The 25,872-nt window shown below is 63.7% G+C and carries 27 protein-coding genes and 1 pseudogene; 8 read left to right on the top strand and 20 right to left on the bottom strand.

Annotated elements, in window-relative coordinates; genetic code table 11:
* Nucleotides 1-12 precede the first annotated feature (12 nt).
* Nucleotides 13-1,962 carry a molecular chaperone HtpG gene (gene htpG, locus WAN71_RS06940; protein WP_422224624.1) on the top strand — a complete coding sequence of 650 codons (1,950 nt, stop codon included), beginning with the start codon at nt 13-15 and terminating at the stop codon, nt 1,960-1,962.
* Between the two features lie 18 nt (nt 1,963-1,980).
* Here htpG and WAN71_RS06945 read toward each other — a convergent pair whose 3' ends face one another.
* Both WAN71_RS06945 and WAN71_RS06950 read right to left on the bottom strand, forming a co-directional pair.
* Complete coding sequence (locus WAN71_RS06945; RefSeq protein WP_422224625.1) at nt 1,981-3,252, bottom strand: acyl-CoA dehydrogenase family protein; 1,272 nt, start codon at nt 3,250-3,252, stop codon at nt 1,981-1,983.
* Complete coding sequence (locus tag WAN71_RS06950) at nt 3,252-4,403, bottom strand: acyl-CoA dehydrogenase family protein (protein ID WP_422224626.1); 1,152 nt, start codon at nt 4,401-4,403, stop codon at nt 3,252-3,254. The genes WAN71_RS06945 and WAN71_RS06950 overlap by 1 nt, the downstream gene beginning before the upstream one ends.
* Before the next feature lie 136 nt (nt 4,404-4,539).
* Here WAN71_RS06950 and WAN71_RS06955 point away from each other — a divergent pair, with 136 nt between their 5' ends.
* Both WAN71_RS06955 and WAN71_RS06960 read left to right on the top strand, forming a co-directional pair.
* Nucleotides 4,540-5,337 carry a hypothetical protein gene (locus tag WAN71_RS06955; protein WP_422224627.1) on the top strand — a complete coding sequence of 266 codons (798 nt, stop codon included), beginning with the start codon at nt 4,540-4,542 and terminating at the stop codon, nt 5,335-5,337.
* Nucleotides 5,334-5,990, top strand: coding sequence for a hypothetical protein (locus tag WAN71_RS06960; RefSeq protein ID WP_422224628.1), 657 nt, complete (start codon nt 5,334-5,336; stop codon nt 5,988-5,990). The genes WAN71_RS06955 and WAN71_RS06960 overlap by 4 nt, the downstream gene beginning before the upstream one ends.
* A 48-nt stretch (nt 5,991-6,038) precedes the next feature.
* Here WAN71_RS06960 and WAN71_RS06965 read toward each other — a convergent pair whose 3' ends face one another.
* Genes WAN71_RS06965 through WAN71_RS06985 form a run of 5 tightly spaced genes read right to left on the bottom strand, consistent with a single transcriptional unit; the run spans nt 6,039 to nt 10,087 of the window.
* Nucleotides 6,039-7,019, bottom strand: a complete 981-nt coding sequence (locus WAN71_RS06965) for an alpha/beta hydrolase (RefSeq protein WP_422224629.1) — start codon at nt 7,017-7,019, stop codon at nt 6,039-6,041.
* Entirely contained in the window at nt 7,016-7,492 is a 477-nt protein-coding gene (locus WAN71_RS06970) for a hypothetical protein (RefSeq protein WP_422224630.1), read from the bottom strand. The genes WAN71_RS06965 and WAN71_RS06970 overlap by 4 nt, the downstream gene beginning before the upstream one ends.
* Nucleotides 7,468-8,637, bottom strand: a complete 1,170-nt coding sequence (locus WAN71_RS06975) for an amidohydrolase family protein (protein WP_422224631.1) — start codon at nt 8,635-8,637, stop codon at nt 7,468-7,470. Before WAN71_RS06975 ends, WAN71_RS06970 begins: the two co-directional genes overlap by 25 nt.
* Nucleotides 8,634-9,731 (bottom strand): amidohydrolase family protein, encoded by a 1,098-nt coding sequence (locus WAN71_RS06980; RefSeq protein WP_422224632.1) that lies wholly within the window; start codon nt 9,729-9,731, stop codon nt 8,634-8,636. The genes WAN71_RS06975 and WAN71_RS06980 overlap by 4 nt, the downstream gene beginning before the upstream one ends.
* On the bottom strand, nt 9,728-10,087 hold the full coding sequence (locus WAN71_RS06985) for a Rieske (2Fe-2S) protein (RefSeq protein WP_422224633.1): 360 nt from the start codon (nt 10,085-10,087) through the stop codon (nt 9,728-9,730). Before WAN71_RS06985 ends, WAN71_RS06980 begins: the two co-directional genes overlap by 4 nt.
* A gap of 136 nt (nt 10,088-10,223) precedes the next feature.
* Between WAN71_RS06985 and WAN71_RS06990 the strand changes: the two genes are divergently transcribed.
* Both WAN71_RS06990 and WAN71_RS06995 read left to right on the top strand, forming a co-directional pair.
* Nucleotides 10,224-11,450 (top strand): cytochrome P450, encoded by a 1,227-nt coding sequence (locus WAN71_RS06990; RefSeq protein WP_422224634.1) that lies wholly within the window; start codon nt 10,224-10,226, stop codon nt 11,448-11,450.
* Nucleotides 11,447-12,604 carry a Zn-dependent alcohol dehydrogenase gene (locus WAN71_RS06995; protein ID WP_422224635.1) on the top strand — a complete coding sequence of 386 codons (1,158 nt, stop codon included), beginning with the start codon at nt 11,447-11,449 and terminating at the stop codon, nt 12,602-12,604. The genes WAN71_RS06990 and WAN71_RS06995 overlap by 4 nt, the downstream gene beginning before the upstream one ends.
* Here the strand turns inward: WAN71_RS06995 and WAN71_RS07000 are convergent.
* From WAN71_RS07000 to WAN71_RS07025, 6 genes are all read right to left on the bottom strand, one after another.
* Complete coding sequence (locus WAN71_RS07000) at nt 12,582-13,328, bottom strand: SDR family NAD(P)-dependent oxidoreductase (protein ID WP_422224636.1); 747 nt, start codon at nt 13,326-13,328, stop codon at nt 12,582-12,584. The genes WAN71_RS06995 and WAN71_RS07000 overlap by 23 nt on opposite strands.
* Complete coding sequence (locus WAN71_RS07005; protein ID WP_422224637.1) at nt 13,325-13,762, bottom strand: VOC family protein; 438 nt, start codon at nt 13,760-13,762, stop codon at nt 13,325-13,327. The genes WAN71_RS07000 and WAN71_RS07005 overlap by 4 nt, the downstream gene beginning before the upstream one ends.
* Nucleotides 13,763-13,858: 96 nt before the next feature.
* Nucleotides 13,859-14,347, bottom strand: coding sequence for a hypothetical protein (locus tag WAN71_RS07010; RefSeq protein ID WP_422224638.1), 489 nt, complete (start codon nt 14,345-14,347; stop codon nt 13,859-13,861).
* A 144-nt stretch (nt 14,348-14,491) separates the two neighbouring features.
* The gene (locus WAN71_RS07015; RefSeq protein WP_422224652.1) at nt 14,492-15,712 is read right to left on the bottom strand and encodes a cytochrome P450; all 1,221 of its coding nucleotides are present in this window, start codon (nt 15,710-15,712) and stop codon (nt 14,492-14,494) included.
* Complete coding sequence (locus WAN71_RS07020) at nt 15,705-16,769, bottom strand: LLM class F420-dependent oxidoreductase (protein ID WP_422224639.1); 1,065 nt, start codon at nt 16,767-16,769, stop codon at nt 15,705-15,707. Before WAN71_RS07020 ends, WAN71_RS07015 begins: the two co-directional genes overlap by 8 nt.
* A 117-nt stretch (nt 16,770-16,886) precedes the next feature.
* Nucleotides 16,887-17,339: a pyridoxamine 5'-phosphate oxidase family protein gene (locus WAN71_RS07025; protein WP_422224640.1), complete on the bottom strand. Its 453-nt coding sequence runs from the start codon at nt 17,337-17,339 to the stop codon at nt 16,887-16,889.
* A 107-nt stretch (nt 17,340-17,446) separates the two neighbouring features.
* Here WAN71_RS07025 and WAN71_RS07030 point away from each other — a divergent pair, with 107 nt between their 5' ends.
* Nucleotides 17,447-18,943 carry an acyl-CoA carboxylase subunit beta gene (locus tag WAN71_RS07030; protein ID WP_422224641.1) on the top strand — a complete coding sequence of 499 codons (1,497 nt, stop codon included), beginning with the start codon at nt 17,447-17,449 and terminating at the stop codon, nt 18,941-18,943.
* A 3-nt stretch (nt 18,944-18,946) separates the two neighbouring features.
* Here the strand turns inward: WAN71_RS07030 and WAN71_RS07035 are convergent, their stop codons facing one another.
* The 5 genes and pseudogenes from WAN71_RS07035 to WAN71_RS07055 all read right to left on the bottom strand — a co-directional run bounded on the left by WAN71_RS07035 (nt 18,947) and on the right by WAN71_RS07055 (nt 22,671).
* Complete coding sequence (locus tag WAN71_RS07035; RefSeq protein ID WP_422224642.1) at nt 18,947-19,792, bottom strand: SDR family oxidoreductase; 846 nt, start codon at nt 19,790-19,792, stop codon at nt 18,947-18,949.
* An 11-nt stretch (nt 19,793-19,803) separates the two neighbouring features.
* Nucleotides 19,804-20,844: a TIGR03857 family LLM class F420-dependent oxidoreductase gene (locus tag WAN71_RS07040; protein ID WP_422224643.1), complete on the bottom strand. Its 1,041-nt coding sequence runs from the start codon at nt 20,842-20,844 to the stop codon at nt 19,804-19,806.
* Nucleotides 20,841-21,959: an alpha/beta hydrolase gene (locus WAN71_RS07045; RefSeq protein ID WP_422224644.1), complete on the bottom strand. Its 1,119-nt coding sequence runs from the start codon at nt 21,957-21,959 to the stop codon at nt 20,841-20,843. Before WAN71_RS07045 ends, WAN71_RS07040 begins: the two co-directional genes overlap by 4 nt.
* A gap of 69 nt (nt 21,960-22,028) precedes the next feature.
* Nucleotides 22,029-22,238, bottom strand: a pseudogene (locus WAN71_RS07050) (NAD(P)-binding protein); the annotation flags it as partial.
* Entirely contained in the window at nt 22,228-22,671 is a 444-nt protein-coding gene (locus WAN71_RS07055) for a nuclear transport factor 2 family protein (RefSeq protein ID WP_422224645.1), read from the bottom strand. The pseudogene WAN71_RS07050 and the gene WAN71_RS07055, both read right to left, overlap by 11 nt.
* A gap of 91 nt (nt 22,672-22,762) precedes the next feature.
* Here WAN71_RS07055 and WAN71_RS07060 point away from each other — a divergent pair, with 91 nt between their 5' ends.
* Nucleotides 22,763-23,110, top strand: coding sequence for a hypothetical protein (locus WAN71_RS07060; protein WP_422224646.1), 348 nt, complete (start codon nt 22,763-22,765; stop codon nt 23,108-23,110).
* 87 nt (nt 23,111-23,197) lie between these two features.
* Nucleotides 23,198-23,605, top strand: a complete 408-nt coding sequence (locus tag WAN71_RS07065; RefSeq protein WP_422224647.1) for a nuclear transport factor 2 family protein — start codon at nt 23,198-23,200, stop codon at nt 23,603-23,605.
* Between the two features lie 19 nt (nt 23,606-23,624).
* Here the strand turns inward: WAN71_RS07065 and WAN71_RS07070 are convergent, their stop codons facing one another.
* Together WAN71_RS07070 and WAN71_RS07075 are read right to left on the bottom strand one after the other, a co-directional pair.
* Entirely contained in the window at nt 23,625-24,398 is a 774-nt protein-coding gene (locus WAN71_RS07070) for a DUF899 family protein (protein ID WP_422224648.1), read from the bottom strand.
* Nucleotides 24,399-24,701: 303 nt separating this feature from the next.
* A complete protein-coding gene (locus WAN71_RS07075; RefSeq protein ID WP_422224653.1) occupies nt 24,702-25,466 on the bottom strand; it encodes a cutinase family protein in 765 nt (254 codons plus the stop codon).
* Between the last annotated feature and the right edge of the window lie 406 nt (nt 25,467-25,872).

Below are 25,872 nucleotides of genomic sequence, written 5' to 3' on the forward strand. Positions count from 1 at the left end.
GAGGGGAATTTGATGACCGCCGGCGTCGAGCAGTTGGAGTTTCAGGCCGAGGCGCGACAACTGCTGGACTTGATGGTCCACTCGGTCTACTCCGACAAGGATTCATTTCTGCGGGAGCTGATCTCGAACGCCTCCGATGCGCTGGACAAGCTGCGGATCGAAGCGTTCCGTAATAAAGACCTGGACCCAAATATCACTGACACGTCCGATCTGCACATCGAGATCGAGGCAGACAAGGACGCTCGCACCCTGACCATTCGCGACAACGGCATTGGCATGACGCGCGCCGAGGTCGTCGATTTGATCGGCACCCTGGCCAAGTCGGGCACCGCCGAGCTGCGCCAGCAGTTGCGCGAAGCCAAGACCGCCAAAAACACAGCGGTGTCCGAAGAACTGATCGGCCAATTCGGTATCGGCTTCTACTCCACGTTCATGGTGGCCGACAAGGTCGAGCTGCTCACACATAAGGCCGGCGAGAGCGAGGCGACCAAGTGGGAGTCCAGCGGCGACGGCACGTACACGATCGCCGCGGTCGAGGGTGCTGCCCAGGGAACGTCGGTCACGCTGCACCTCAAGCCAGAAGACACCGAGGACGCACTGCACGACTACACCTCGGAGTGGAAGATCAGGACGCTGGTCAAGAAGTACTCCGACTTCATCGCCTGGCCCATCCGGATGGAGGTGGAGACAAGGACCCCTGCTTCCGAGGAAGGCGGGGAAGAGACCATCACACTGGAGACCGCGACCCTCAACTCGATGAAGGCGCTGTGGGCCAGGCCCAAAGACGAGGTCTCTGAGGAAGAGTACAAGGAGTTCTACAAGCACATCGCCCATGCCTGGGACGATCCGCTCGAGGTCATCTCGATGAAGGCCGAGGGCACCTTCGAGTACCAGGCCCTGCTCTTCATCCCGTCCCGCGCCCCATTCGACTTATACGAACCGGGGGCGAACATCGGTGTCCAGTTGTACGTCAAGCGCGTCTTCATCATGGGCGATTGCGAAGAGCTCATGCCCAGATATCTGCGCTTCATCAAGGGCGTCGTCGACGCACAGGATCTGTCGCTGAACGTTTCCCGCGAGATCCTGCAGCAGGATCGACAGATCAACGCGATCCGGCGTCGTTTGACCAAGAAGGTCCTATCAACGATCAAGGATCTGCAGTCCGAGCGGCCGGAGGATTACCGCACGTTCTGGGGCCAGTTCGGGAAGGTCTTGAAAGAAGGCCTGATGCGGGACTTCGACAACCAGGAGACGTTGCTGCAAATCTCCTCGTTCGCTTCGACCCACAGCGACGACGAACTCACCACCCTCACCGACTATGTCGAACGGATGAAGGACGGCCAGCAGCAGATCTTCTACGCCACTGGAGAGTCACGTCAGCAGATCCTCAACTCACCGCACCTGGAAGCATTCAAGGCCAAGGGTTACGAGGTGCTGCTACTCACCGACACCGTCGACGAGATCTGGCTGGGGTCGGTGACCGAGTTCGACGGCAAACCACTGCAGTCGGTGGCCAAGGGCGAGGTGGACCTCGACACCGAGGAAGAGAAGACGGCCCACGAGGCCGAGCGCAAAGAGCGCGAGAAGGATTTCGCCGACCTGCTTACCTGGCTGACGGAGACCCTGAGCGAGCACGTCAAGGAAGTGCGGCTGTCTACCCGACTGACGCAGTCGCCGGCCTGCCTGATCACCGACGCCTTCGGCATCACCCCGACGCTCGCCCGCATGTACCGGGCCTCCGGCCAAGACGTTCCGGTCGAGAAGCGGACGTTGGAAATCAACCCGAACCATCCACTGGTCACCGGCTTGCAGCAAGCACACAAAGACCGCGCCGATGACCCATCGGTCGCTGAGACCGCCGAATTACTGTATGGCACAGCACTTCTCGCCGAAGGCGACACACCTGAGAATCCGGCACGGTTCGCCGAGTTGCTCGCGGGTAGGTTGGCTCGCACGGTATAGCGGCGAGACGGCGGGTGGTTAGTTGCCGTGCCGCACCTGGCTGAACGGCACACCACGGTCGGCGGCGTACTCGCGGGGGAAGTTCAGCACGCGCTCGCCGATGACGTTGCGGGCCAACTCGCTGGTGCCCCCGCCGATGCAAACGGTTTGCCGGGACAGGTAGCGCAGGCCGATCTGCAGGCCCTCCCCTTCTGCGCCGACGACCCCGGCCGTTCCGGTGATTGCCAGCCCGGCATCCATCTCCAGGGTGACCGTCTCGGCGTGGAAAAGGCGGAGCAGGGTTCCGGCGGCCGGCGGCAGGATGCCGTCGCGGACGCTGCGGTAAACATGGTCGCCCAGTTGGTCGCTGACCGCCCGGTGCACTAATGCCCGTCCGGCTATCTGTTGTACCCGCTCGTTGTCGGCCTGCCCGATCGTCTCGGCCAACCGCGCATAGTTCACCGGCGTCGTTCGGCCGCCCTCACTGCCACTGCCGCTGGCGAATTCCGAACTCCCGCCCACCGCGCGGCGCTCGTGGTAGAGCTGGCGTGAGGCGACCGTCCATCCGTCGTTGACTTCGCCGACGACAGCGTCGGCGCCGACGTCGACACCATCGAGGAACTCTTCACAAAACTCCGTCGACCCGTTCAGCTGAGTGATGCGCCGCAACGTGATTCCCGGGTGCTTGATCGGCACCAAGAACATGGTCAGGCCATCATGCTTGGGCACATCCCAATTGGTGCGGGCCAGGCACAGGCCGTAGTCGGCCGCGAATGCGCTGGTGCTCCACGTCTTTGCGCCGTTGATAACCCAATGCTCACCATCCCGCTCGGCCCGGGTGATCACGCCGGCGAGATCCGATCCGCCGCTGGGCTCGGACAACAACTGAACCAGCACCTCGTCACCCCGCAACGCGGCGGCGATGTGCTGACGCTTTTGTTCTTCGCTACCCGTGTCGAGCAGCGTCGCGCAGCAGATGGTGAACGTCGGTGTGTTGAGGATCAGCGGCATCTCATAGCTGTGGCTCTCCTCGTCGAATGCCCGCTGACACTCGTAGTCCAGTCCCAGCCCGCCGTACTCGGGGGGAAAGCAGATGCCGGCGAATCCGCCTTCATACAACCGCTTTTGCAGCTCGCGAGCCCGCTGCCAACAGCGTTCCTCGTCGCGATGGGCGGCCGGCGGATGCGCGGGGTCAATCGGTGGCATGTTGTCAGCCAGCCAGGCTCTCGCCCGGGCACGGAACTCGTCGATGCTTTCGACGCCGGTGGATGCCACCGTGTCGGTCCCGGACGCCTTGGATGCCGTAGCCATCAAGCAGACCTCGGGGCTGGGTTTCCGGTCTCCTGCCACTGGTACACCCGCAGGTTGTGCTCTTCGGGCGTGCCAAACATGGCCCGGTACAGCGCAACCCGCCGCAAGTACACGTGCAGATCGTGTTCCCAGGTGACGCCGATTCCACCGTGCATCTGCACACAGCCCTGGACGATTTCAGGCGACATTTCCCCGACGTACGACTTGGCGATGCTGGCCGACAAACCGGCGTCGGACGAACGGGCGGCCACGGCCGCCACCGCTGCGGCCGTCGTGGCCCGGCATGCCTCCAACCACATCTTCATATCTGCGAAGCGGTGTTTGAGTGCTTGGTAGGACGCCAGCGGGCGGCCAAAGGTGTGCCGGTCCAACGCCCAAGCGACGGTGAAGTCGAAAACTGTTTGCAGAATGCCGATTACTTCGGCGCACTGCAGCACCTGCGCGACGTGGCTTTGATGATCGATGAGTTCGGTGGTCTCGGCGGCGCTACCGACGGCCGCGCTGTGCTCGACGTCCACGCCGTCGAAATGCACGCGGGCGTATTGCTTGACCAGATCGACCGATTGCTGCGGCTCGATCTGAACCCCCGCGGCGTTGGTGGGCACCAGGAACTGGCGCACGCCGTCGTCACCTCGTGCCACCACAAGCAGCAGACCGCTCTGGGCACCCGCCTCCACACGATCTTTGACACCGTCGATGCGGTAGCCGGTACCGGTCTCGGTGAAGGTCACCGACGGCTCGTGGGGCGCCCAGCCCTGCCCCGGCTCGTAGACCGCCCAAGACGCCACCATTTCGCCGGAGATCAGCGACTGGATCGTGGCCACATGGGACTGTCGCTCAGCGCAGTCCACCAGCCCCGCGAGCACCGTGCTGACCGGGTACAGCGGCCCCGGCGCCACCGTCTTTCCGAGCTGTTCGGCGACCATCGCCAGATCGGCGACACCGTCGCCCGAGACGCTGCCGCCGCCCAGTTCCTCGGGCACCAACAAGGCCGTCCAGCCCAGCTCAGCGGCCCGCTGCCACCAGGTCTGGTCGAACGAGACACCCGCCGCGTGCAGCTCCCGCACCCGGCTCAGCGGAACCTCTTTTTGGAGAAAAGCTTGGGTGGTGGAGGCGAAGAGTATCTTTTCGGGGGAATCGACGGCAGTCATGATGTTGTTGGCTACGGCCTTCCCGTCCGATTCGATCCCAGTCGGGGTTCACTGGTGCCTTCGATGGTAGCAATGAGCAATACAGTAAGAGATACCGGAGTTCAGTCGATAATGACGTCGAGAAGCTGTAATCGCCATGGCTGAGGCGGGCGAACGGCCGCAGGATTCCGCCAAGGCCAAGGCCGACGCGACCGCGTTGGCCGAGCAAGCCGAGGCTGAAGCCGCTGAGGCAGAAGCGCTGGCTGCGGCGGCGCGCGCCCGCGCTCGCGCCATCAAATTGCGGCGTGAGGCGCAAGCACAGGCAGAGCAGAACGCCGACGAGACCACCGCGGTCGTCGAAGCCGCAGACGCCACCGCGGAGGCGCCCGAGACGCCCGAACCGGCCAAGGCCGCAGAGTCACCCGCGGCGCCAACCGAGGCAACCCGCCGGCGATTGCGGGTGCCGAACGTGTCCGGGTTATCCAAGCCGCTCACCGCGGCCGCCATCGTCGCCATCTGCGGTCTGCTTGGAACTAGCGGATGGATGCTGTGGCATCACCACACCGTGCAGGCGGAACGGCAGCGATCCGCAGCGTTCATCGCTGCCGCCAAGCAAGGCGTAATCAACCTGACGTCGCTGGACTTCAACAAGGCCAAGGAAGATGTCCAGCGGGTACTCGACAGTGCCACCGGCGAATTCCGGGACGACTTCCAGCGTCGCGCCGACGATTTCACATCGGTGGTGAAAGATTCCAAAGCGGTCACCGAAGGGTCGGTGGTGGCCAGCGCGGTTGAGTCGATGAGTAATGACTCCGCCGTTGTCCTGATCTTGGCCAACGAACGCGTCACCAATTCGGCTGGCGCCAAAGACGATCTACGGGCTTTTCGGTTCCGGGTTTCAGTGGTCCACGACGGCGATCAACTGAAGATGTCGAAAGTTGAGTTCGTGTTATGAGCACCGACGACAAGACCGAGCAGCAGGCGGTCGAGGGCGCGTCCGATCTGGAGCCCAGCGACGGGGTAGAGATCGACAAGACCGCGGACGCCGCCGAGGAAGCGCAGCAGGACGACGAGACGACCGCGCCTGACACGCCCTCGTCCCTCGGTGACGAGGTCGCACAGCGCCGCGTCAAAATTGTCCCGGTCGTTCTCGTCGTGCTGCTCCTGCTGTCCAGCGCGCTGGCGGCGTGGTTGTACGTCACCCAGTACCGGCCCGATGAGCAGACCGATGCTCAGACCGTCCATGCGGTGACCACCGCCGCACAGGAAGGCATGACCGCGCTGCTGTCCTACAAGTCGGAAACTCTGGACCAGGACGTGACCGCAGCAAAATCCCATCTCACCGGTAATTTCCTGAACGACTACGAGAAGCGCATCCGGGAAGTCGTGGCGCCGGCGGTTAAGGGAAAGGATGTGGTGACCGTTGCTCAGGTCATTGGCGCCGGGGTCTCCGAATTGCACCCGGATTCGGCGGTCGTGCTGGTCTACATCAACGAGGCCACCACCAGCAAAGACCGGCCCGATCCGGCGATGGCGGCGAGCAGCGTGCTGGTGTCGCTGACCAAGGTGCACGGCAAGTGGCTGATCACCAAGTTCCAGCCGGTCTAGCGCGAGCCCACGCACAGCGATAGCTGCACGCTCGGGGTGGCGCGGCCGCTAGATAGCGAACGAGCGGCGAAGCACCTGAGCGTGCAACGCGGCGCTTTCCCGGGAGACAACCCACTCCGGCACCGCTGAATCGAACCCGTGGAACGTGGCCGCAACAACGTGCAATTCGGTGTGAACATAGTTGTGCAGCAGCCGGTTGGCGTAGTCGATGGCTTCGTCGCGACACGGGTCGATCTCTGCGCAACTGATGAACGCCGGCGGCAACCCTTCCAAGTTCGCCCGGTGGGCCGGTACCTGTTGAGCCGTTGCGGCGCTGTGCCCGAGGTAATGGCCCCACGCGCGGCTTACGGCCGGGCCGTTGAGTCCCGGCGTGCGCTGGAATTCCCGTCGCGACGGCGTCGCGTCGCAGTCGAGCATCGGCTGGTGCAGCACCTGAGCCAGGATCGGCGGACCCTCGTGGTCGAACATGCGCTGGGCCAAGGCAGCGACCAGCGCCGCGCCCGCGTCCCGGCCCATCACCACCACGCGAGTGCCGTCCGCGCCGAGGCGGGCGCTGTTCTCGACGGCGTAGCGAAACGCCGCTTCGACGTCATCGAGTGCTGCCGGGCCCGGATGCTCCGGCGCCAGCCGGTAGTCGACCGACACGACAAGGCAGCCGGCCGCGCGGGCCAGGTCCACGCAGTGCGGATGGTCGGTATCAAGATTTCCAGTCACGAAGCCGCCGCCGTGGGCATATAGCGCCAGCGGTGCTGCCGACTTGGTCAAACCGCGGTAGAGCCGCAGGCCAAGCCGCCGACCCCCCGGTCCGGTGATGGCGCGGTCTTCGATCTCGACGCTGCCGGTGTCGACGGCCGCCGCGCGCTCGGCAGCCAGCCGATCGGCACGCTCGCGCTCGGCGGGAAGTGACTCCGCACGGAATTCGACGATGTCCAGGCTGCCTGCGGCGTCGCGCAGCGCCGGGTCGATTCGGCCAATTCCTCTGGGCCCTGCGGGCCGATTCGGCTGCACGCGATCAGTCTCGGTCGTCATGCCGTCTCATCTTTCCGGCGTCTTGAACGATCGTCAGCCAAACCGTCGTCAAGGTAGACCTGTGACTCCATGTGGTGAAAGATGCGGTACTTCTCGCCGCGCGCCACCACCAGCCAGGTGATCCAACTGCTGCCGCTGTGCTCGACGTCGGATTCCCGTCCGGTGAACCTCCATCGGCTGAACACGACGCAACGCGCGAAGCCGTCGGCCAGCAGATCGGCCGACCGCAGCTCTGACGACACCGACGCGCGCTTGAGGCGCCCGGCGACCCGTGCCCAGTGTCGGTCGAGTTCGTCGGCGCCGATCAGCGGCATCGCGTACTCGTCCCCGATATACACCGGTTGCGGCGTGTCGTCTTCCCAGAGGTCGGCGAGCCCCGCGAAATCGAGGGCCGACCATTTTGTGTCGTATTCATCGACCAGCACACTCAGCCTGGCGGCCCACCCGGTCAATGCCTCACTCGAAACTGACACCGACCGGGGGGCTGCTCCCCGGGCAGGGCTTTCACCGTCGCTGGCAGCCCGTACAACGCCGTCGCGTTGCCGCGCATGATTCGCTCCCGGTGCGCCGCAGGGAAACGGTTGATCGCATAGGCCGGCGAGTCATAACTCCAGTGCGGGTAGTCCGTCGAGAACATCAGGTTGTCGCCGAGGTCCATCATTTCCAGATACTCGCGGAACTGTCTTACGTCGGTGTCTTCCAGCGGCTGGGTGGTGAACCGGACATGTTCGCGGACATACTCCGAGGGCCGGCGACGGACGTGCGGCAGGTCGGCACGGCGGGCTTCCCAGATCCGGTCCATCCGCGACATCACCGGCATCGCCCAGGTGAAGCCGCCCTCGATGAATACCACCCGCAGATCGGGGTGCCGGTCGAATGCGCCGTCGAACACCAGGCTCATCAAATGCGACACGTAGAGCAGCGGCCAAGCGGCAAAGAAATCGTGCCAGTGCGCGGGATTGCCGACCGGGTAGACCGGAATCAGCTCGAACGGCGTCTGCCCCATCAAGTGGGTCGCCACCGGGAGGCCGTTTCGAGACGCAGCCGCGTAAAGCGGATCGAAATGTGGGTTGCCGAAAGGGATTCCACGAGTTTGCGGCGTCATCAACACCTGCGCCATGTAGGAGTGTCCGGCCCACCGCTCGACTTCGCGCGCCGCCTGCTCAGGTACCTGCGCGCTGACGCTGATCGAACCGCGCCAGCGACCGTGCGCGTTGTTGTGATCCAGCCAGACGTCGGCGAGCCAGTCGTTGTAGGTGGATTTCAGCACATGCTCGGCCTGCGGCAGCTGCGCGTCGCACATCGGCTCCAGTGACGCGATGCTGACGCCGGCGTCGACCAGCAATTGTTTGGCCGCATAGTCGGGATCGCTACCGGCGAAACCGCCATCGGGCGGGGCCGCGTCGACCCGCAGGGAATTGGTCTTGTATGAGTCCGGGGTGTCGTAAAAATGCGGTACTGGGTTGACCGCGTTTCCGGTCGGCCAGATCTTGTCGACCCAGTCGGCGGGCGCATATGACTTGAGCACCTCTGGCGAGACGGGTAGCGGGTGGACGTCGGTGTCGACGATGGCGACCGCGATCTCGGTCTGCGGTTCGACGCGTTCGATCGTGGTCATCGGGCTGTCTCCTTCTCCCCAAGCCCCTTATTTGCTCCAAGCCCCTTTACTGCAAGCCCGTAGAGCTCGCTGGCGTTTTGCCACAACACCTTGTCGCATTGTGCAGCGTCGAGACCCGAGGCCGCCACGTCTGGCGGCGACGTCGACCAGTGCGGGTAGCTCGATCCATACATCAGCAGGTCGGCCTTGCCGGTGAAGTCCATCCAGCGCTGCGTCTGACCGGTGTCGGTCGGCCCGTCGAACGCGGACGAACAAAACCGCACATGCGCGGGTAGGTACTCGCTGGGATAGCGGTCGACCCAGGGCGTTTGGTACCGCATCGACAGCCAGAACGTGTCCAGCCGCCACATCAGCGGGGTGAGGATGTCATAGCCGCCGTCGGCGAAAACAAATTTCAGGCTCGGATGCCTGCCGAAAACGCCTTCGACGATGAGCGTCGCAAGGTGGACGAAGTAGTTCAGCGGCATGAAGGCCGCGTAGCCGGGGTAAGTGTGCGCATGGCCGGCGAACGTCGGCGGATAGTCGACACCGTTGCCACCGTTGATGTGCACCGCAACCGGCAACCCGTAGGCGGCGGCGGTCTCCCAGATCGGCTCGAACTGTGGTTTGCCGTATGGCTCGCGGGACTGCATCGGAACGCCGACCTGTACCAGCTTGGGATGTGCGGCCAGGCGCTCGATCTCGGCGACCGCACCTTTGGGGTCCTCGGGGTTGACCCGGATGCTGCCGCGGAATCGGTCGGCGGTGTCTGGCTCCAGCCATCGGTCCAACAGCCAGTCGTTGACCGCCGCACAGATTCGGCTGTTGAGCAGATAGTCGGCAATGTTGCCGCGGGTCAACGGGTTCAAGATGGCGTACTGCACCCCGGCGTCGTCAAAGAGATGACGGGCGACGGTTTCCGGATCAGACCCTGGGTAGTGCTCTCCGTAGAGGTCTTGGCGATAGTCGCCGCCCGGGGCTTGATACCACTGCTGTTCGACGTCGGGGATCGCCCGTAATTGGTGGGCGGCGGGGAGGTAACGCCGGATTTCGGCGTTGGAGCCGAAATGCGGCTGAACATTACTGTCGATAACCGGGCCGACCGTAGTACTCATGCTGTCACGTACACTTCGCCGTCGCTGACGTCGACTTGGTAGGTGCGGATTCGTCGCTGCGGGTCAGCGATATTGCATCCGGTGGTGATGTCGAATTCCCAATTGTGCCAAGGGCACCGAACGATCTGCCCGTCGCGGGTGCGCCGCAGCCCGTCCGGCGCGTCACGGTCGACTTCGTTGGTTCCGCCGGTGTAGCCCAGACACAGTGGCGCACCCTCGTGAGAGCAGTAGTTGACGATGGCGTGCAAAGACCCCTGCACGTTGTAGACGCCCACGCCGAACTTCCCGACGTCGACCAGCTTCATCGCGCCCGGCGGCAACTCGTCGAGGGAGCACACCAAGCGGCGTTTCAACACGGCCGGATCACCGCCTCCCTAACGATCATGCAGGTCAATACTGTCCCTGTTACGGTAACCACCACAAGCCGTTGGGCTTCGTTGCTATTTATATTATGATAGCGAAATTCCACGGTTGCTCAGAAGGGAGCGCTGAATGACGCTCAGCACCGACCCCGACGGCCAACCCGTCACTCTCGACTTCACCGGCGAAACCAGCCCCTATCCGTTCTTCGAATACATGAGGCACATCGATCCGGTCTGGCACGGCTCGTTGATGGACCACACGCAGATGCCCGAGGAACTGCGGCCGGACGACGAGTGGGTTTTGTTCGGCTACGACGGCGTGTTCCAGGCTTTCCGCGACGACCGGATCTTCACCTCCGCCGAATACGACAAGACCATCGGTTTGGTGATGGGCCACACCATCTTGGCGATGGGCGGCAAAGAGCACCACGATCACCGCAGCTTGGTGGCCAAGGCATTTCGCGCCACCGCGCTGGAACGCTGGGAACCGTCGGTTATCGGGCCGGTGTGCGATCAGCTGATCGATGAGATCAAGAGCGACGGACACGCCGACCTGGTGAAGGCGCTGACGTTCGAGTTTCCGACCCGGATCATCTCCGTGTTGCTCGGACTGCCCCCTGAAGATCTCGACTTGTTCCGGCGGCTGTCGCTTGACCTCATTTCGATCCCGACCGACATCATGGCGGGGCTGAACGCGGCGAACGAGTTGCATGGCTATTTCCTCGACCAGGTCGAACAGCGGCGCCGCAAAGCAACCAACGACATCATCGGCGACCTGGTCGCCGCCGAAATCGACGGCGAGAAGCTCACCGACGAAGCCATCATCTCGTTTCTCCGTCTGCTGCTGCCCGCCGGATTGGAGACCACCTACCGCTCGTCGGGCAACCTGTTGTACCTGTTGCTCACCCACCCCGAACAGTTGGCGATGATCTACCGGGACCGCTCACTGATACCCGCCGCCATCGAAGAGGGCCTGCGGGTGGAAACCCCGCTCACAATGGTCATGCGGACCACCACCGAGGATGTCGAAATAGGTGGCAAGACAATCCCGGCCAACGCACAGATCGACATGTGTATAGGCTCGGCCAACCGCGACGAGCACCGCTGGACCGACTCCAACACGTTCGACATCTGCCGCCCGCGCCAAGCACACATCGCGTTCGCCGGCGGCATCCACATGTGTCTCGGAATGCACTTGGCGCGGTTGGAAACCCAGGTGATGCTGAACAGCTTGCTCGACCGGGTCGCGAACTTGGCCCTGGAGACCGACGACGGAACCGGAGACGACGCGAGAATCGTCGGCCTCACCTTCCGGTCGCCCAACAAGCTTCCGGTCACCTTTACCCCGGTGTCATGAAAAGCCGGGCGGCGATTCTGCATGATGTCGGCGGCCCGTGGTCCGTTGAGGAATTCGAGCTAGACCCGCCGCGCGCCGGCGAAGTTCTCGTCCAGATGGCCGCCGCCGGGCTGTGCCACTCCGACGACCACATCCTCAAGGGCGACATGGCGGCGCCCAACGAAGTCCTTAGGGCAATGGGACTGCCGACGATGTTTCCCACCATCGGCGGCCACGAGGGATCCGGCATCGTGCGCGAAGTCGGCGACGGCGTCACCGATTTCGAGCCCGGCGACCATGTGGTGATGTCGTTCGTCGCGGTCTGCGGCCAATGTCGCTGGTGTGCAACCGGTATGGAATACCTGTGCGATGAGGGCATCGGAACGCTGACCCCGGGGATGCCGACCGACGGCACCTTTCGCCACCACACCGCCGAGGGCAAAGATCTCGGCCATCTGGCGAAGGTCGGTGCCTTTGCCCAACACACTGTGGTGTCAACGAACTCGCTTGTGAAGATCGAGCGGCACCTGCCCCTCGCGCCGAGCGCGCTGCTCTCGTGCGCCATTCCGACCGGATACGGTTCGGTCGCGAACCGCTCCAATATGCGGGCGGGCGACACCGTCGTGGTCGTCGGCGTCGGCGGCATCGGGACCGGTGCGATCCAGGGTGCGCGAATCAACGGCGCCGCGCAGATCATCGCCGTCGACCCGGTGGAGTTCAAGCAGAAATCGGCGATGAAATTCGGTGCCACCCACAGCGCCGCGACGGCATCCGAGGCGCTCGACCTTGTCAGTGGTTTGACCTACGGGGTGATGGCCGACGCCGTCGTGGTCTCGCCGTCTCTGGTCACCCCCGAGGACGTGCGCGATGCGGTGAAGATGACCCGCAAGGGCGGGACCTGCGTGCTGACCGGCATGACCTCGCAGTTGACCCATTCAGTCAAGATCGACCTGCAGGATTTCATCCTGATGAACAAGACGCTGGCCGGCACCGTATTCGGCTCTTGCAACCCAAAGTCGGACATCTTCCGGCTGGCCAGGCTTTATGAGACCGGGCAACTGCTGCTCGACGAGATGATCACCAGACGATACCGGCTCGACGACATCAACGATGCCTACACAGACCTGCTCAACGGTGAAATCGTGCGTGGTGTCATCGATTTCGGCGCGGCGTGACCGCCCCGCGTAATCGCTGCGTCTGACCGTACGCGTCGATTGGGCTGTGCAGCGCGAGGCCACCGTCGGCGTGCACGACCTGGCCTGTCACCCAAGGTAATTCGAGGACACCAATGATGACAGCAGCCACATCGGCGGCTTCTCCGAGGCGTCCCAATGCGGTGCGCTCACACAACCCCTCCACCCAGCCGGGAAGTTGCTCCGGTTCGCCCAGCATCGGTGTCCGGGTGACGCCGGGCCCGACGGCGTTCACCCGGATGCCGTAGCTGCCCCACTCCACAGCTGCGACCCTGACCAGCATGTTCAACCCCGCTTTGGACACGCAGTAGGCGCCCATGTCCCGGTCGGCGACCGTTCCGCTGATGCTGGAAACCACAACGATCGATCCACCGGCTTCCGCGTCGATCATCGCCTGAGCCGCGGCCCGAATGGTCAGCCAGGTGCCGGTGAGGTTTACCGCAAGCACCCGCTGCCACTGCTCAACCGACTCCGCCAGCAACGTGCCTGACGCGCCGATGCCCGCACAGGCCACCACCCGCGTGGGCACACCATGCTCGTCCACGGTGTGGCTCATTGCCGCCGTAACCGCGTCCGGATCGCTGATGTCGCAATCGATGTCGCCGCCGGCTTGGTCCCACACCACGACGTCGTGACCCACATCGCGCAACCGGCCGGCGACTTCTCGCCCGATACCCGACGCACCGCCCGTCACTAGGCTGCTCATGCCGGCGCGCCGATCAACTCAATTAGTACGCCGTCGGGTGCGGTGATGACCGCCATCGGTACCGTCGCGCCGGCCGGTGCGGGCACACTGATGCGACGCACGTCGTCGGTGAAACCCAAAGCGGCCAAGCCGGACAGCGTCGCATCGACGTCACGCTGCAGCGAGAGCAGGAAGAATCCGTGCCGGGGGTGCGGCGTCGGGGCCGCCGCGTCGTCAGCTCCCTCGAAGACCACGAGTTCGACGATCCCGGTGTCCGGGTTTTGCGGATCGCCCAGGAATATCGACCGCAGCTGATCGGAGTGAGCCCCGAAGAGCTTCGGCCAGTCACCGCGGAACGTGTGGTCGAACAGCTCGGTGAATCCCAGCCCGTCTCGCCAGAATCTCAACGACCGGTCGACATCGGCGGTGCAGATTGCCGCATGATGAACACCCAACACAGGCCTGCTCCCGCATCCTCAGCGCGCAAAAGTCACGATGGTGCGAGTCTAGGAGTAGAGCCGACGCGCGGAGCGAGGATTCGAGCCGCTAGGTCAGGGCGCCAGCTGGAATTGGAAGTCCACAGTCTTTGACATCCCGGATGGATTGCCGCAGGCGGGCTGAATACCGGTTTCTTGGATCGTGCCCGTGAGGGTGTTCGGGTCCAACGTGCGGTGGGCAGCAATGGCGTTGGGAACCCTGGTACCGTCCGGGCATTCTGCCTCATCGGTGGTGTCCATCACCCATTGGCCATTCACCAAATTATACTGCCCCAACGGCGGTCCGCCGGGGGAGTGAGCTGCTGAGATGCATCCGTCACCGCAGGGAGTGAAGTACCAGTCGTTGGTGACCGGATGACCCTCGATCATGAGCGGCTGACCGGTTTTTGCGTTTATCTGAGTCCCTATGTAGTGGCCGTTCGTCTCGAAGTCAGCGGGAAACGGTGCAGGGCCGGGCGGTCCCCATGCGCCGGCGGGAGCGGCTAGTCCGAGAGCAAGACCGGCGAGAAAACCGGTTGCGGTGATGCACCGTGCGACAGCCATGACCTTAATTCCTCCTACGAAGCCGTAAAGGATATCCCTACCGGTGGGTCTATCACGGGAGATCCTCAGATTGGTAGTTATTTGGCATTTCTGCCTGACGGTGTTCCTGATCAAGGGCCTGTGTTTGCCCACTGTTAACCATATTCAGTGGAATTGATAGCGAACCGGGAGGTGTTTGAGTCCACCGACGAAGGTGGTTGCGGTGTGTTGCGGAGCCCCGGTCAACTCAATGGATTTCACCCGCGGCAACAGCTCGGTGAAAAAGCTGTTGACCTCCATGCGGGCCAGCGCTGCCCCCAGGCAGAAGTGCACACCACAGCCGAATGCCAAGTGTTTGTTCGGATCGCGGCCAACGTCGAAGCGGAACGGATCGGTGAAGACATCCTCGTCGCGATTCGCCGAAACGTAGGACAACAGCACCGACTCCCCTGCCGCGATCGGAACGCCGCGCACGGTGGTGTCTTCGGCGGCGGTGCGCATGAATTCCTTGACCGGGGTGACCCATCGGATCATCTCTTCAGTGGCCAGCGGCATCAGGTCGAGATTGTCTCGCAACCGGTCCAGCTGGTCCGGGTTCTCGACGAGCGCATGCAGGCCGCCGGAGATCGTCGCGCTGGTGGTGTCGTGGCCGGCGGTTGCGACGATGAGGTAATAGGACACCGTGTCGATGTCGGACAGCGGCTCACCGTCGATGCGGGCGTTGGCTATAGCGGATGCGAGGTCGTCGGTCGGGTCTGCACGACGCGCGGCGGTGACGCCATTGAAGTACTGAAACATGTCGAGCAACGCTGGCAGCTGATCCTCGTTGGAGCTGCCGCGTTTGAACTCGCTGTCGTCGCTGCCGAATAGCTCCTGGGTGAGCTTGAGCATTCGGGGAAAGTCTGACTCGGGGATCCCCAACAGCGACATGATCACGTAGAGCGGGTAATTGACCGCGACCTCCTGGACGAAATCGCATTCGGGGCCCACCGCCATCATCTTGTCGACGTAAATCTTGGCCAGCTCATCGACGCGAACCTTCAGCGCTCGCATCGCCTTTGGAAGAAACCAGTCCGCGCCGATTGCCCGTACCACCCGATGCTGGGGGTCGTCCAGGTGGATCAGTGTGCGCACACCGGCGGCGGCCTGCAGCTCGTCGCCCTCCGTCGTCGTCAGGACCGGGCGGGGCCAGTTGCTGAACAGTACGTTGTCGCGCTCGATGTCCATGATGTCGGCATGCTTGGTAATCGCCCAGAACGGCCGGTAATTCGGCACCTCGACCCAGGACACCGGGGCGTTGGCACGCAGATGAGCCAGCGCCGCATGCAACTTCGGCTCGTCGGCATACGCCAGCGGATCGGCCAGGACCTTGGCAGCTTCATCCATCGTCGGCGTGCTCATCGGCAGCTCCTTGCTGACGCAACTCTTGTAGTACGGCGGTGATCGTGGTCTTGGAAGCGGTGCGCGGAAACGACGGCATGACCCGGTCGATGACGCCGTCGCAGCGATCTTGGAGCGCAGCTGCGAGCGCGTCGTACGTCGCGACGACCGCGAAGGCGTCCAGGATCTCGTCGTCAATCAGCGCGCCCATGGCATCCCATTCGCCCTGCAGTGAAAGTCGATGTAGCTCCGTCGCGACGTCCCCCCAACCGTGCAGTTCGAGGACCTTGCGGTAGGCCGGCGTTGACCCGTAGAAGGCAATTTGCTTGCGGACACCGGCCGCACCGAGCGTCAATTCGGCCTCATCGCTGCCGGTCACCACGAACACCGGGCAGGCCACCTGGAATTTGCGCCGATCGCGGCCAGAACTCCGCAGGCCACGATGCACCGCAGGCAACGTCACCTCATGCAAATAGCGCCGGGTGGTGAACGCATGGGCCAGTAGGCCGTCGGCGACCTCGCCGCACATCTCGGTCATCGATTCGCCGACTGCGGCGATGAAGATCTTGGGCACCGAAAACGGTTGCGGCTCAGGGGTGAACATCGGCGTCATCAGCTTGTGCGTGTAGAACTCGCCCTCGAACCGCAGCCTGGTGCCGTCCTTCCATGCCGACCAGATCGCGTGCAGCGCTTGCACGAACTCGCGCATCCGGGCCACCGGATGACTCCAGGGCATACTGAAGCGCTTCTCGATGTGCGGCTTGATCTGGGTGCCCAGGCCAAGGATGAAGCGGCCCTGCGAGTAGGTCTGCAGGTCCCAACCGAGGTTGGCGACGATCATGGGGTTGCGCGCGAACGCCACCGCGATACTGGTGCCGAGTTCGAGTCGCGTGGTGTGTTCAGCGGCCAGCAGCAGCGGCAGAAACGGATCGTGGTTGATTTCGCCGGTCCAGCAGGCGTCGTAGCCCTGTTGCTCGAGGGCGCCCGCCAACTCCGGCACGCGGGCGAGGTCGGTGAAAATGCCGCCGTCGACCTTGAGGCCCGACGCAATGGTGGCGGTCATCCGCGCGCGCTCCCCCGCAGCTGGGAGCACTCAGGCGTCATACTTGAAAAGCTACAGTAAGCTATTCGGTAGGGTCAACGTCGACTCCGGCGTGGCGCAAAAGCCCTGCGACATCAGCTACTTCATCGGGATGCGGGCGTTGTCCCAGGTCAGGATTCTGCCGTCCGGCACGAAGCGCAGAAACACCTGCTTGGCGTAGTAGGCCTGAGCCGCCGCCGGCAAGCTGGCAGTAGGCGGGCGAAACGCCGCGTACTTGTCGTTGACAGCAGCCTCGATTCGGGACATGGTCGGGGCATCCTCGACCACTTGGACATGTCCGGTGAGATGGACGGCGCGTAGCTCGGTGTACCGCTCCCCCGACTCGACCAGGAAAGACGCCCGTGGATCATGCCGGACGCGGGTGATTTTCTTGGTGCCAGCCGGGGTCATCATCGCGATGCTGCGATCGTCGACCACAAACCACACCGGCAACGCAATCGGCATACCGTCGCGGCGAAGGGTTGTCAGAATTCCGGTATGCGCCGATTCGACGGCTTCCCATGCCTCGTCCACCGTCAGCCGGATCGTCATCGCGCCACTCCGTCTCCGTGTCGTCATGCGGCCGGTGGCCGTCCTCCTCCCGCAGACGCTACAGTAAGCACTTCAGTACGTGACGGCCGACGAGTGAGGACATGGCCATGACGAACTCCGCCGACTGGCAGGAAACGCTCGACGACCTCGACCGTCGCCGCCAGCGCACCCGGGCGCTGGGCGGTGCGGAGCGGCTTGCCAAACACCGCGGCAAGGGCAAGCTCGATGCGCGGGCACGGATCGACCACCTCCTAGACCCGGGGACATTTCGCGAAATCGGCACCATGGTCGGCGGTGAGATCGCCGCCGACGGGATCATCGTCGGCTCCGGCTTGATCAACGGCTCTCCGGTGATGCTCGGTGCCGAGGACTTCACCACGATGGCCGGCAGCATCGGGCCGGGCGGCAACTCCAAGCGCTACCGGATCGCCGAACTGGCGCTGCGCGACAAGATTCCGCTAGTGATGCTGCTCGAAGGCGCCGGCTTTCGTCCCACCGGCGGACACTATGGGCGCAGCCCGACCGACCTGCTCGCCCAGGCGCAGTGCTCAGGTCGGGTGCCGACCGTCGCCGCGGTCCTGGGCCCGTCGGCCGGACACGGCGCATTGGTGGCCCCGGTGTGTGACTTCCGGATCATGAGCCGGCAAGGCGCCATCTTCACCGCCGGGCCTCCTGTGGTCAAAGAGTCGACCGGAGAAGACATCTCGAAGGAGGACCTCGGCGGACCGGATGTCGCACTGCCCAGCGGGGTGATCCATAACGTCGCCGAGGACGACGAAACCGTGCTGGACGACGTCCGCCGCTACCTGTCATACTTCCCGCCCAGCGCGTGGTCGTACCCGTCGTCGCTGCCGCCCGACGACACAAGCGAACCGCGGCAGACACCGGAGCTGCTCGACATCGTCTCCCGCGACAACCGCCGCATCTACGACATCCGCGCCGTGCTCGACGTGATCTTCGACCGACCCGACTGGTTCGAGGTGCAGCCGCAGTTCGGCAAGGCGATCATCTGCGCGCTGGCTCATCTGGGCGGCCACCCGGTCGCGGTGGTGGCCAACCAGCCGCAGGTGCTGGCCGGCTCCATCGATGCCGACGCCGCAGACAAGGCGGCGCACTTCATCATGGTGGCCGATTCGTTCCACCTGCCGATCGTCTTTCTCGCCGACAATCCGGGCATGCTGCCCGGCAGCCGGTCCGAGCGCAGCGGCGTATTGCGTGCCGGGGCGCGCATGTTTGCCGCCCAGACCGCGGTCACCACGTTGAAGCTGCACCTCACCCTGCGCAAGGCGTATGGGTTCGGCTCGATGGTGATGTCGCTGCTGAGTTTCGACCACCAGGTCGCGACCCTCGCCTACCCCGGCGCGACGATGGGCGCGATGAGCGCGGCAGCGCTGAGCAAGGCATCGCACGCGGGCGAGGACCTCTCGGCCAAGCTGCGCGATGCCGAGCTGCAAGCGTCCTACCGGTCGGCCGAACACATGGGCTTCGACGAACTCATCGATCCCCGCGAAACCCGTGACGCGCTGCGGGCTTCCCTGCAACGAGGCCTGTCGAGTCGGCAAGCCGCCGCCGAGCCGGTCAGCCGGACCGTCATCATGCCCTGAGGGTCAGCAGACGTAATTCTCGCCGCTCGCGCGTACCGTCACGTCGCTGATGTTGATTCCCCACGGCTGGTCAATGACATGTACCACCGCGTTTGCCAGGTCATCGGGAGTGATCAGCCAGTACTCCACTGAGTCCACGTCCGTCTGCTCGGGTCGAAGGGCTCCGGTCTGCAAGTTGCCGGCATTCTCGAGGAACTGGGCGCCTTTCTGCCCGACGATGCCGATGATCGCCGCTTCGTTGACGACCCCGCCGGCGAGATTGGTTCCAAGGACACCGGTCGGCTTGACCGTGGTCACCTTGATCCTGCCTTGGGCCTCGACCCGCAACGAATCCGAGATCACATCGACTGCCGCCTTGGTCGCGCTGTAGACACCGGAGCCTTCGGTCCCGGCGTTGCCGTAGATGGACGAAATGTTGACGACCTGGCCGCGGCCCTGCGTGATCATCGTGTCGTAGAAGGCTGAGATGCCGTTCACGACACCTTTGATGTTGATATCGATTGCCTTGTGCCATTTCTCCCATGCGCGTTCGTGATCGGCAAAGAACGCCAGCGGCATCACGCCGGCGTTGTTCACCATCACGTCGATGCGACCGTAAGTGTCGACGGCGTGTTGGCCCGCCGCCTGGACCTGGGCCATGTCGGCGACGTCCGCGATATGGGTGGTCCCTTCGAAGCCAGCGGCCCGGATGCCTTCGAAGACCTCGTTCAAGCCTTCGACGTTGACGTCCACGCCGACCACGTTCGCGCCACCGGCGGCACACTTTTCCGAAATCAGCCTGCCGAACCCGCTTGCTGCGCCGGTCACGATAATGACCTTTTCCTTTACGTACTTCAGGTACTCCGACATAGCTTTTCTTATCAGGTCGCTGGATAGGCCGCGACGATGGGCTCGAGCTCATCGGGCGTGGCGCCGTGCATGATCACCGCGTCGGCGCCGTAGCCGAATTCCTTGCGGATGCGAGCCACGCACTGCTCGGCCGACCCGGTGGCCGACGGTTCCAGCCATTCGTCGGGAATCAACGTGGCGATGTGTTCGATCTGCTCGTGGCTGGCCTTGTGATCGATCCCGCCGGCGATCGACGTCACCACGGAGTCCTCCCGAAAGCGTTGCAGCACGGCAGGATCCCAGTCGTTAGTCCGCACCATCAGGTCGCCGTAGCCCTGTAGATAGGTGGCCAGCCGTGCGACGGTTTTCTTCAGCCGCAGCTGTTCGGGAAGGTGATCACCTACCGTCGCGAAGCACGACCACACCCGTACGCTATCCGGGTCACGGCCCGCTTCTTCCGCGGCTGCTTTGACGGTTTTGACGCAGCGCTGCAACGTCTCCGGGGTGAAGTAGATGTGCAGGATGACGTCGTCGAAAACGCGGCCGCCGAGCGCAAGCGTGTTGGGCGCGAAAGCCACCAGCGCCAGTCGGATGTCTTCGTTGAAATCGGGGTCGAGAAACAGAATGGGGTACTGACCCATCGGCCCGTCGTGGTTGACGATCACCTCGCCGCGCCACAGCCGGCGCATGACCTGGGCCCAATCCTCCATCTGTGCAGTCGTCACCGCAGGGATGCCGAATGCCCCGTAGATCGCGGCGATGCCGCGGCCGATACCCAAAGTGAACCGGCCGCCGGAAAGCCGATGCATGGTGGTCGCCCACGATCCGGTGATCAGCGGGTGACGGGTGTTGTGATTGGTTGCCGCAGTGGCGATCTGCATCCGGCTAGTCACCGCGCACGCGGCACCGACCAAAGACGACGCTTCTTTGACGTTCCAGCGCTCGGAGATGAACGCGGTCCCGAAGCCCAACTCCTCGCCGCGGCGAGCCTCGTCCATCAAGGTTGCCGGGCCCTCGCCGCCGGCCCCAGCCAGCAGGTAGTAGCCCAATTCGTCAAGCGTGCGATCGCTCAATTGACAACTCCTTGCAGGAATCGTTCGGTGACCTTTTGCACCCGCCGGGAGAACACGTGCCCGACATGGCCGCCGTCATACCAGTACAACTGGCCGGCCCAACGTTCCTGCAATGCGATTGCCGGCTCGCGCATCGCCATCCGGTCATGCCACGCCCCCACGATGAGCCGCCGCTGCGGCGGTGGTGCCGGATCAACGGCCAGCGGATCGATCACGGAGGTCAGCCTCGAGACCACCGAGGACTGCAGCAGCTCCCGGTATCCGTCGCGTGAAGAACCCCACCGCCCGAGGTGTCGCGCGATCATCGCGTTCAGCCCAAGAATCGGGGTGTACAGCGCAACCGCGTCGACCCGCCTCTCCAGGTGGGAGACCAGCGCGGCCACCGGGGTGCCCATCGAAATCCCCGACACCACAACGGCGGTGGCCTGCGACTGAGCCCAGCGCACCACGGCGCGCACCTCCGACACCGCACGCATCATGCCGGCCACATTGCCCAGTGGATCCATGTCCGGGTAGACCGGCCACTGGCCGCGTCGGGAACCGTGGCCGGGTTGCACGGGCATCGCGACGTTGAATCCCAGCCCGCGATGCACTCGGTCGATCCGCGAAAACAATATGTCGTCGGCGCGTCCCTGGCCGGCGCCGTGCACCCATATCAGCCACGGCCTCGGGCCGTCGCGGTGCTGGAGCAGGTGAACAACCGCCCGCGCCGGGCCACCCAAACCGTCGGCTTCCAGTGTCTTCGGTAGCGCCGGGTCATGTTCGAATGTCATCCGCTCGTAGACCAGCCCGCCTATGCGCTGGCGTCGTACCGCCTGCACCCGCAACGGTTGTGGTTCGGCATGCGCCCGGTCGATACCCAGGGCCGACAATTCTTCGGCCGCCGCTTCGCAAGCACTCAACGGCCGCAACGCCGCTGGGCCACCACCCAGCAACGAAAACCCGGACAGCACAAGTTCGTCCAGCATCACCTCGCCGAACTGACGCACGCCACGTGGCGACACCGGGACCCACCCGGTCGATTCGTTGAGACCGGCTACCGTACGCGGTAAAACCATGCCCAGCTCGCGGGCCAGGTCGCGAGTGAGGCCAAGACTGCGCGTCGCCAATGACATGCCGCTCACCTAAGCCAACTTAAAACCGGTGTATGCGCTGACCGCGATTTCGTCGCAGCGGCGTCGGTATTCGGGGATTCCGCCGGTATAGTCCATGCTTTCGATGTCACAGCGAGCGCCGGGGTAACGATTATATGGCCAAGTGCCGCCGACGTTTTCGGTCATTTCCAGCACGCGGGTCCGCGGTCCAAGCTGCCACAGCCGACGCCGCGCATACAGGCCGGACAAACCGGCGCCGATGACCAGCACGTCGAACGACGCGTCGGCTTCAGTCGGCATCGCTACCGGTTATCTTCAGGATGGTTCGGGTCAGATGCAGGGTTTTGATCCGCCAGGTGCCGTCCTGCTTCTCGTAGGTCTCGCGGTAGTGACCGGCCCCGTGTAACTCCTGCCCGCCGCCGAAGATGACCCAGTCTTCCATCGCCCAGATGCCGGTTGCGGTGATGGGTGAAGTGAGGGTGATCTCGGGGGTGTGGCAATGGTGCATGGTGGCGGCGTTCTCCAGGCTGGCCATCACAGTTGGCACGAAGTTGTCGACGCCTTCGACTGGCGCTGCCGTCTTCGGATCGGCCCCGCCGGTGGAAACCGCCATGTCCAGCTTGACCACTACATCGGGGGTGAACACGCTGCGCCAGGACTCGACGTCCTTGGCGTCGAGAAAGCGGCAGTAACGCGCCTTCAACTGCCGAATCGCTTCAAGATCGTCAGCCACCCTGTTACGCCTCCTCAACCTGAAATCTATACTGTAACGAATTTAGTATCAGTGGACTACAGGAGGCGCCGAGGCTACCTATCGGAGTGCGTTGGAGTCCGGCGCCGTCGTCGCGCCGTGGTCCAACTCGTCGAAGATGACCTACGTCGACTACCGCGACGTCGCCGACGTGGCTGCATTGGCTTTCGCCGAGTCACGGCTGTCGCGCGGCACTTTCGAGCTCGCGACCGGCGGTATGATCGATCGGGTCGAGATCGCCGAGCTGATGAGTCGGGTAGCGGGACGCCCACCGCGGGCCGAGGATCCGGACGACGTCCCCCCGGGACCCGAGGGCTTAGCCACGATGTTCGCCGATTACGACCAGCACGGATTTCACGGGGGCAATTCGCTTGTCCTGCAAGCAATTCTGCATCGAGAACCGCGCTCAGTCGCGACCTGATTTGCCGAGCTCGCACGGTAAGGCCCAAGAGGGTTATGGTGTGGGATTGACATGTGCGTCGCAGTTCCGCCGAAATAGGGAACATTGATGCGCCCACTGGGAGGAGAAATCGCCTTGGGTGATGACGAGGTGCGGGGCGCGCTGCGGCGCCACTGGGAAGCCTCTGATACCAACGACTTTGCGACGGAACACCAAATCTACCGAGCTGATGCAATTCTTGACTATCCGCAATCGGGCGAGCGAATCCGCAGTCGAGCCAACATCCAGGCATCGCGCGCTGCCCAGCCGAACACGAAACGCTTCACCGTGCGACGCATGCTTGGCGGCGGCGATCTTTGGGTCAGCGAACTCGTTATGACGTATGACGAGCAACCGTATTACGTGGTCAGCATCATGGAATTTGAGCGTGGGGAGGTGGTCCACGAGACGCAGTACTTCAGCGATCCATTCGAGCCGGGGCCATCTCGGGCTCAATGGGTCGAACGAATGGAATGAGCGGCGAGGGTTAGCGCCGTCACCAGTTCGCCGCTAGGTGTTCAAGTCGCCAGTGCCGGTACCGGGGCGAGGTGGCCACGTCGTACAGCGTCCAGAGCGGCTGCACTGTGTCGTGGTGCTCTGGGTCCTGCCCCGAATCATCCGTGTCAAAGGGTGCGAAAACGATTTCGCCTGCCCAGTGCAGCCGTATCGCGCCGTCGGGCCAGCGCTTGAAAATGGTCAGCAGCGGTAAAGGCTGGCCGTCAGCACCGTCGTTGCCGTAGTCACGGCGAAAATTGCAATTCGCCCCCGACAACACCCCGATGTGTCGCCACCCCCTCTCCTGCGCGAACGCCGCTACCTGCTCGATCGGGGCCTTTGCAACGATCGCCAAATTGCCACCCAAACCGTCGAGCTGGGCAATCACGCCATCCCACATGTCGATCAGCGGGGTGCACGATGGGCACGGTCCCTCGTCAATGGGCAGTTCCGAGCCGATACCGCTTGTCGGCCTGGGCCGATCATCCCCGCAGAGACGCGGGAACATGTAGTGGTAGAGCATCAGTGTGTCGTAACCGCCGAAGAGCTCGGACAAGCGCACCGTCGTGGCGGCGCCGTCGTCGCCGATTCGGTCGAACACATAGTCTTCGAGGATCTCGCCGCCAGGCGGTAGTGATCTCCGCTGTGCCGCGACGGCCTCCATTTCCCGCTGGAGATCGACCTCCCGTTGAAACAGCGCATCGCGCGCTTCGCGATACTCTTGCGACTCGTTCGGAAAGTCTCGACTGTGCGCTGCGAAGGTGCCGCCGCTCATGGTCGCAGCACCAACTTGCCGCGGGTGTGTCGCATTTCGACGCCGAGGATGTCGACGCCGCCGTACGAACCGAACTGCACTGCTGTACGCATAAGCGCAACAGTAGTAATTTTGCATGATATGTCAATCAATTACTCTACAGCGATCGGCCGTGTGGATCGCGCCTCCGATCGCACCCATGACTGAACGGATCGGTCTTCTGGACGCCGTCGCACAATGGGCCAACGGCCGGGAGCAGTCCTGTGGGGGACTGACTTCCGGCCGTTGATCGATCACCACCGGTTTGGGTGGTGACGCTGTCATTCAGTTGCTCGGGCCTGCGCCGACCTCGCCTGCGGTTTGCTGTGCGGTCGCTTGAACGGGGGCGCCCAACTGGCGGGCAGCGAAGTCGGCTGCCTGGTCGGCCATTCCGTTGTCCTTGTAGGAACTGTGCGCGGCCCGGTTAAGGCCACCGGGGAAGCACACCGGGTCGCCGGTAGCACACAGCTGAAGGGTTTTCGCTGTGTAGAGGCCGCCGATGGTGATGGGTGGTGCGTTGTGGTCGACCAGGTTTAGAAACCAGCTATCCGGTGTTCCGAACAGGACCACTGCCGCGACGTGCGGGGCGATCGCAGCGGCCATGGGGCCGGTGATACCGGCCGGCAGGGCGAATCCGGCCGGAATGGCGTCGGTGATGGTGTAGCCGGCTACTGCCGCGCCCTGCGAGTAACCCCCGAGCACGATCTTGGTGGTCGGGCAGCTCGTCGCGGTCGCCTGAATCTTGCTGTTGGCGTCGACGATCCCGTCGGCCGCCCGCCCGAAGTCCAACGACGAAGGGTAGTTCACCGCATACACGTCGACTGTCTTTCCCGGCAGGCGGGCATTGAGCGCGTCGACGAACGCTTGGCCGGTCCCGCCAACACCGGGTGCCTCAAGCGTGCCGCGGGCGAACACGACTTCGACGCTGGGACAAGAGTCATCGGCCGCAAACGCCTGTGCCGGCGCGACGAGCGAGCCGACGAGGATCGCGGCCACAGCGAGCGCGGCGAAAATCGCGGATAGCGCCAGCCGGACGGTCGACCTGCCCATGCTGACTACCAGGGGTGTGATGTAGCTCATGATTTGGGTCCCTTCCTTGTTCGCGCCCGCCGTCACTTCAATGTTTAAGTGGCAACCTGCCCGCTACAAGTCGGATCCCGGATCTGCGATTCCGGGAAACCTAGTGATATACGCCACTTGGGGAGGGCGGATCGCCGAGGAGGCGCAGCGCGCTATGCCTCGCCGCTAGTGAAGTCTTTTGGGCTCAAGGGATCAGACTTACAGGCCAGGCCGCGTGCCGGTGGTCTGACCACTTCCACTGCCTGCGCTGCTCGACCCCTGTTTCCTTTGTCTGCGGCCAGCATATGTCAAGTTAACCAATTAAGTGAGCCGGATATTTGCGGTTCAATGATGAAGTTACAGTGGGACTGTGAGCACCGCGCGTGAGACTCGCTGG

This window comes from Mycobacterium sp. (assembly GCF_049280035.1).
In the GTDB taxonomy this organism is placed as follows: domain Bacteria; phylum Actinomycetota; class Actinomycetes; order Mycobacteriales; family Mycobacteriaceae; genus Mycobacterium.

Bases quoted from the DNA above. Each gene is read 5' to 3' on its own strand.
- htpG (WP_422224624.1), top strand. From the start codon at position 13: ATGACCGCCGGCGTCGAGCAGTTGGAGTTTCAGGCCGAGGCGCGACAA.
- WAN71_RS06945 (WP_422224625.1), bottom strand. From the start codon at position 3,252: ATGGCTACGGCATCCAAGGCGTCCGGGACCGACACGGTGGCATCCACC.
- WAN71_RS06950 (WP_422224626.1), bottom strand. From the start codon at position 4,403: ATGACTGCCGTCGATTCCCCCGAAAAGATACTCTTCGCCTCCACCACC.
- WAN71_RS06955 (WP_422224627.1), top strand. From the start codon at position 4,540: ATGGCTGAGGCGGGCGAACGGCCGCAGGATTCCGCCAAGGCCAAGGCC.
- WAN71_RS06960 (WP_422224628.1), top strand. From the start codon at position 5,334: ATGAGCACCGACGACAAGACCGAGCAGCAGGCGGTCGAGGGCGCGTCC.
- WAN71_RS06965 (WP_422224629.1), bottom strand. From the start codon at position 7,019: ATGACGACCGAGACTGATCGCGTGCAGCCGAATCGGCCCGCAGGGCCC.
- WAN71_RS06975 (WP_422224631.1), bottom strand. From the start codon at position 8,637: ATGACCACGATCGAACGCGTCGAACCGCAGACCGAGATCGCGGTCGCC.
- WAN71_RS06980 (WP_422224632.1), bottom strand. From the start codon at position 9,731: ATGAGTACTACGGTCGGCCCGGTTATCGACAGTAATGTTCAGCCGCAT.
- WAN71_RS06990 (WP_422224634.1), top strand. From the start codon at position 10,224: ATGACGCTCAGCACCGACCCCGACGGCCAACCCGTCACTCTCGACTTC.
- WAN71_RS06995 (WP_422224635.1), top strand. From the start codon at position 11,447: ATGAAAAGCCGGGCGGCGATTCTGCATGATGTCGGCGGCCCGTGGTCC.
- WAN71_RS07000 (WP_422224636.1), bottom strand. From the start codon at position 13,328: ATGAGCAGCCTAGTGACGGGCGGTGCGTCGGGTATCGGGCGAGAAGTC.
- WAN71_RS07010 (WP_422224638.1), bottom strand. From the start codon at position 14,347: ATGGCTGTCGCACGGTGCATCACCGCAACCGGTTTTCTCGCCGGTCTT.
- WAN71_RS07015 (WP_422224652.1), bottom strand. From the start codon at position 15,712: ATGGATGAAGCTGCCAAGGTCCTGGCCGATCCGCTGGCGTATGCCGAC.
- WAN71_RS07020 (WP_422224639.1), bottom strand. From the start codon at position 16,769: ATGACCGCCACCATTGCGTCGGGCCTCAAGGTCGACGGCGGCATTTTC.
- WAN71_RS07025 (WP_422224640.1), bottom strand. From the start codon at position 17,339: ATGACGATCCGGCTGACGGTGGACGAGGCATGGGAAGCCGTCGAATCG.
- WAN71_RS07030 (WP_422224641.1), top strand. From the start codon at position 17,447: ATGACGAACTCCGCCGACTGGCAGGAAACGCTCGACGACCTCGACCGT.
- WAN71_RS07035 (WP_422224642.1), bottom strand. From the start codon at position 19,792: ATGTCGGAGTACCTGAAGTACGTAAAGGAAAAGGTCATTATCGTGACC.
- WAN71_RS07045 (WP_422224644.1), bottom strand. From the start codon at position 21,959: ATGTCATTGGCGACGCGCAGTCTTGGCCTCACTCGCGACCTGGCCCGC.
- WAN71_RS07065 (WP_422224647.1), top strand. From the start codon at position 23,198: ATGCGCCCACTGGGAGGAGAAATCGCCTTGGGTGATGACGAGGTGCGG.
- WAN71_RS07070 (WP_422224648.1), bottom strand. From the start codon at position 24,398: ATGAGCGGCGGCACCTTCGCAGCGCACAGTCGAGACTTTCCGAACGAG.
- WAN71_RS07075 (WP_422224653.1), bottom strand. From the start codon at position 25,466: ATGGGCAGGTCGACCGTCCGGCTGGCGCTATCCGCGATTTTCGCCGCG.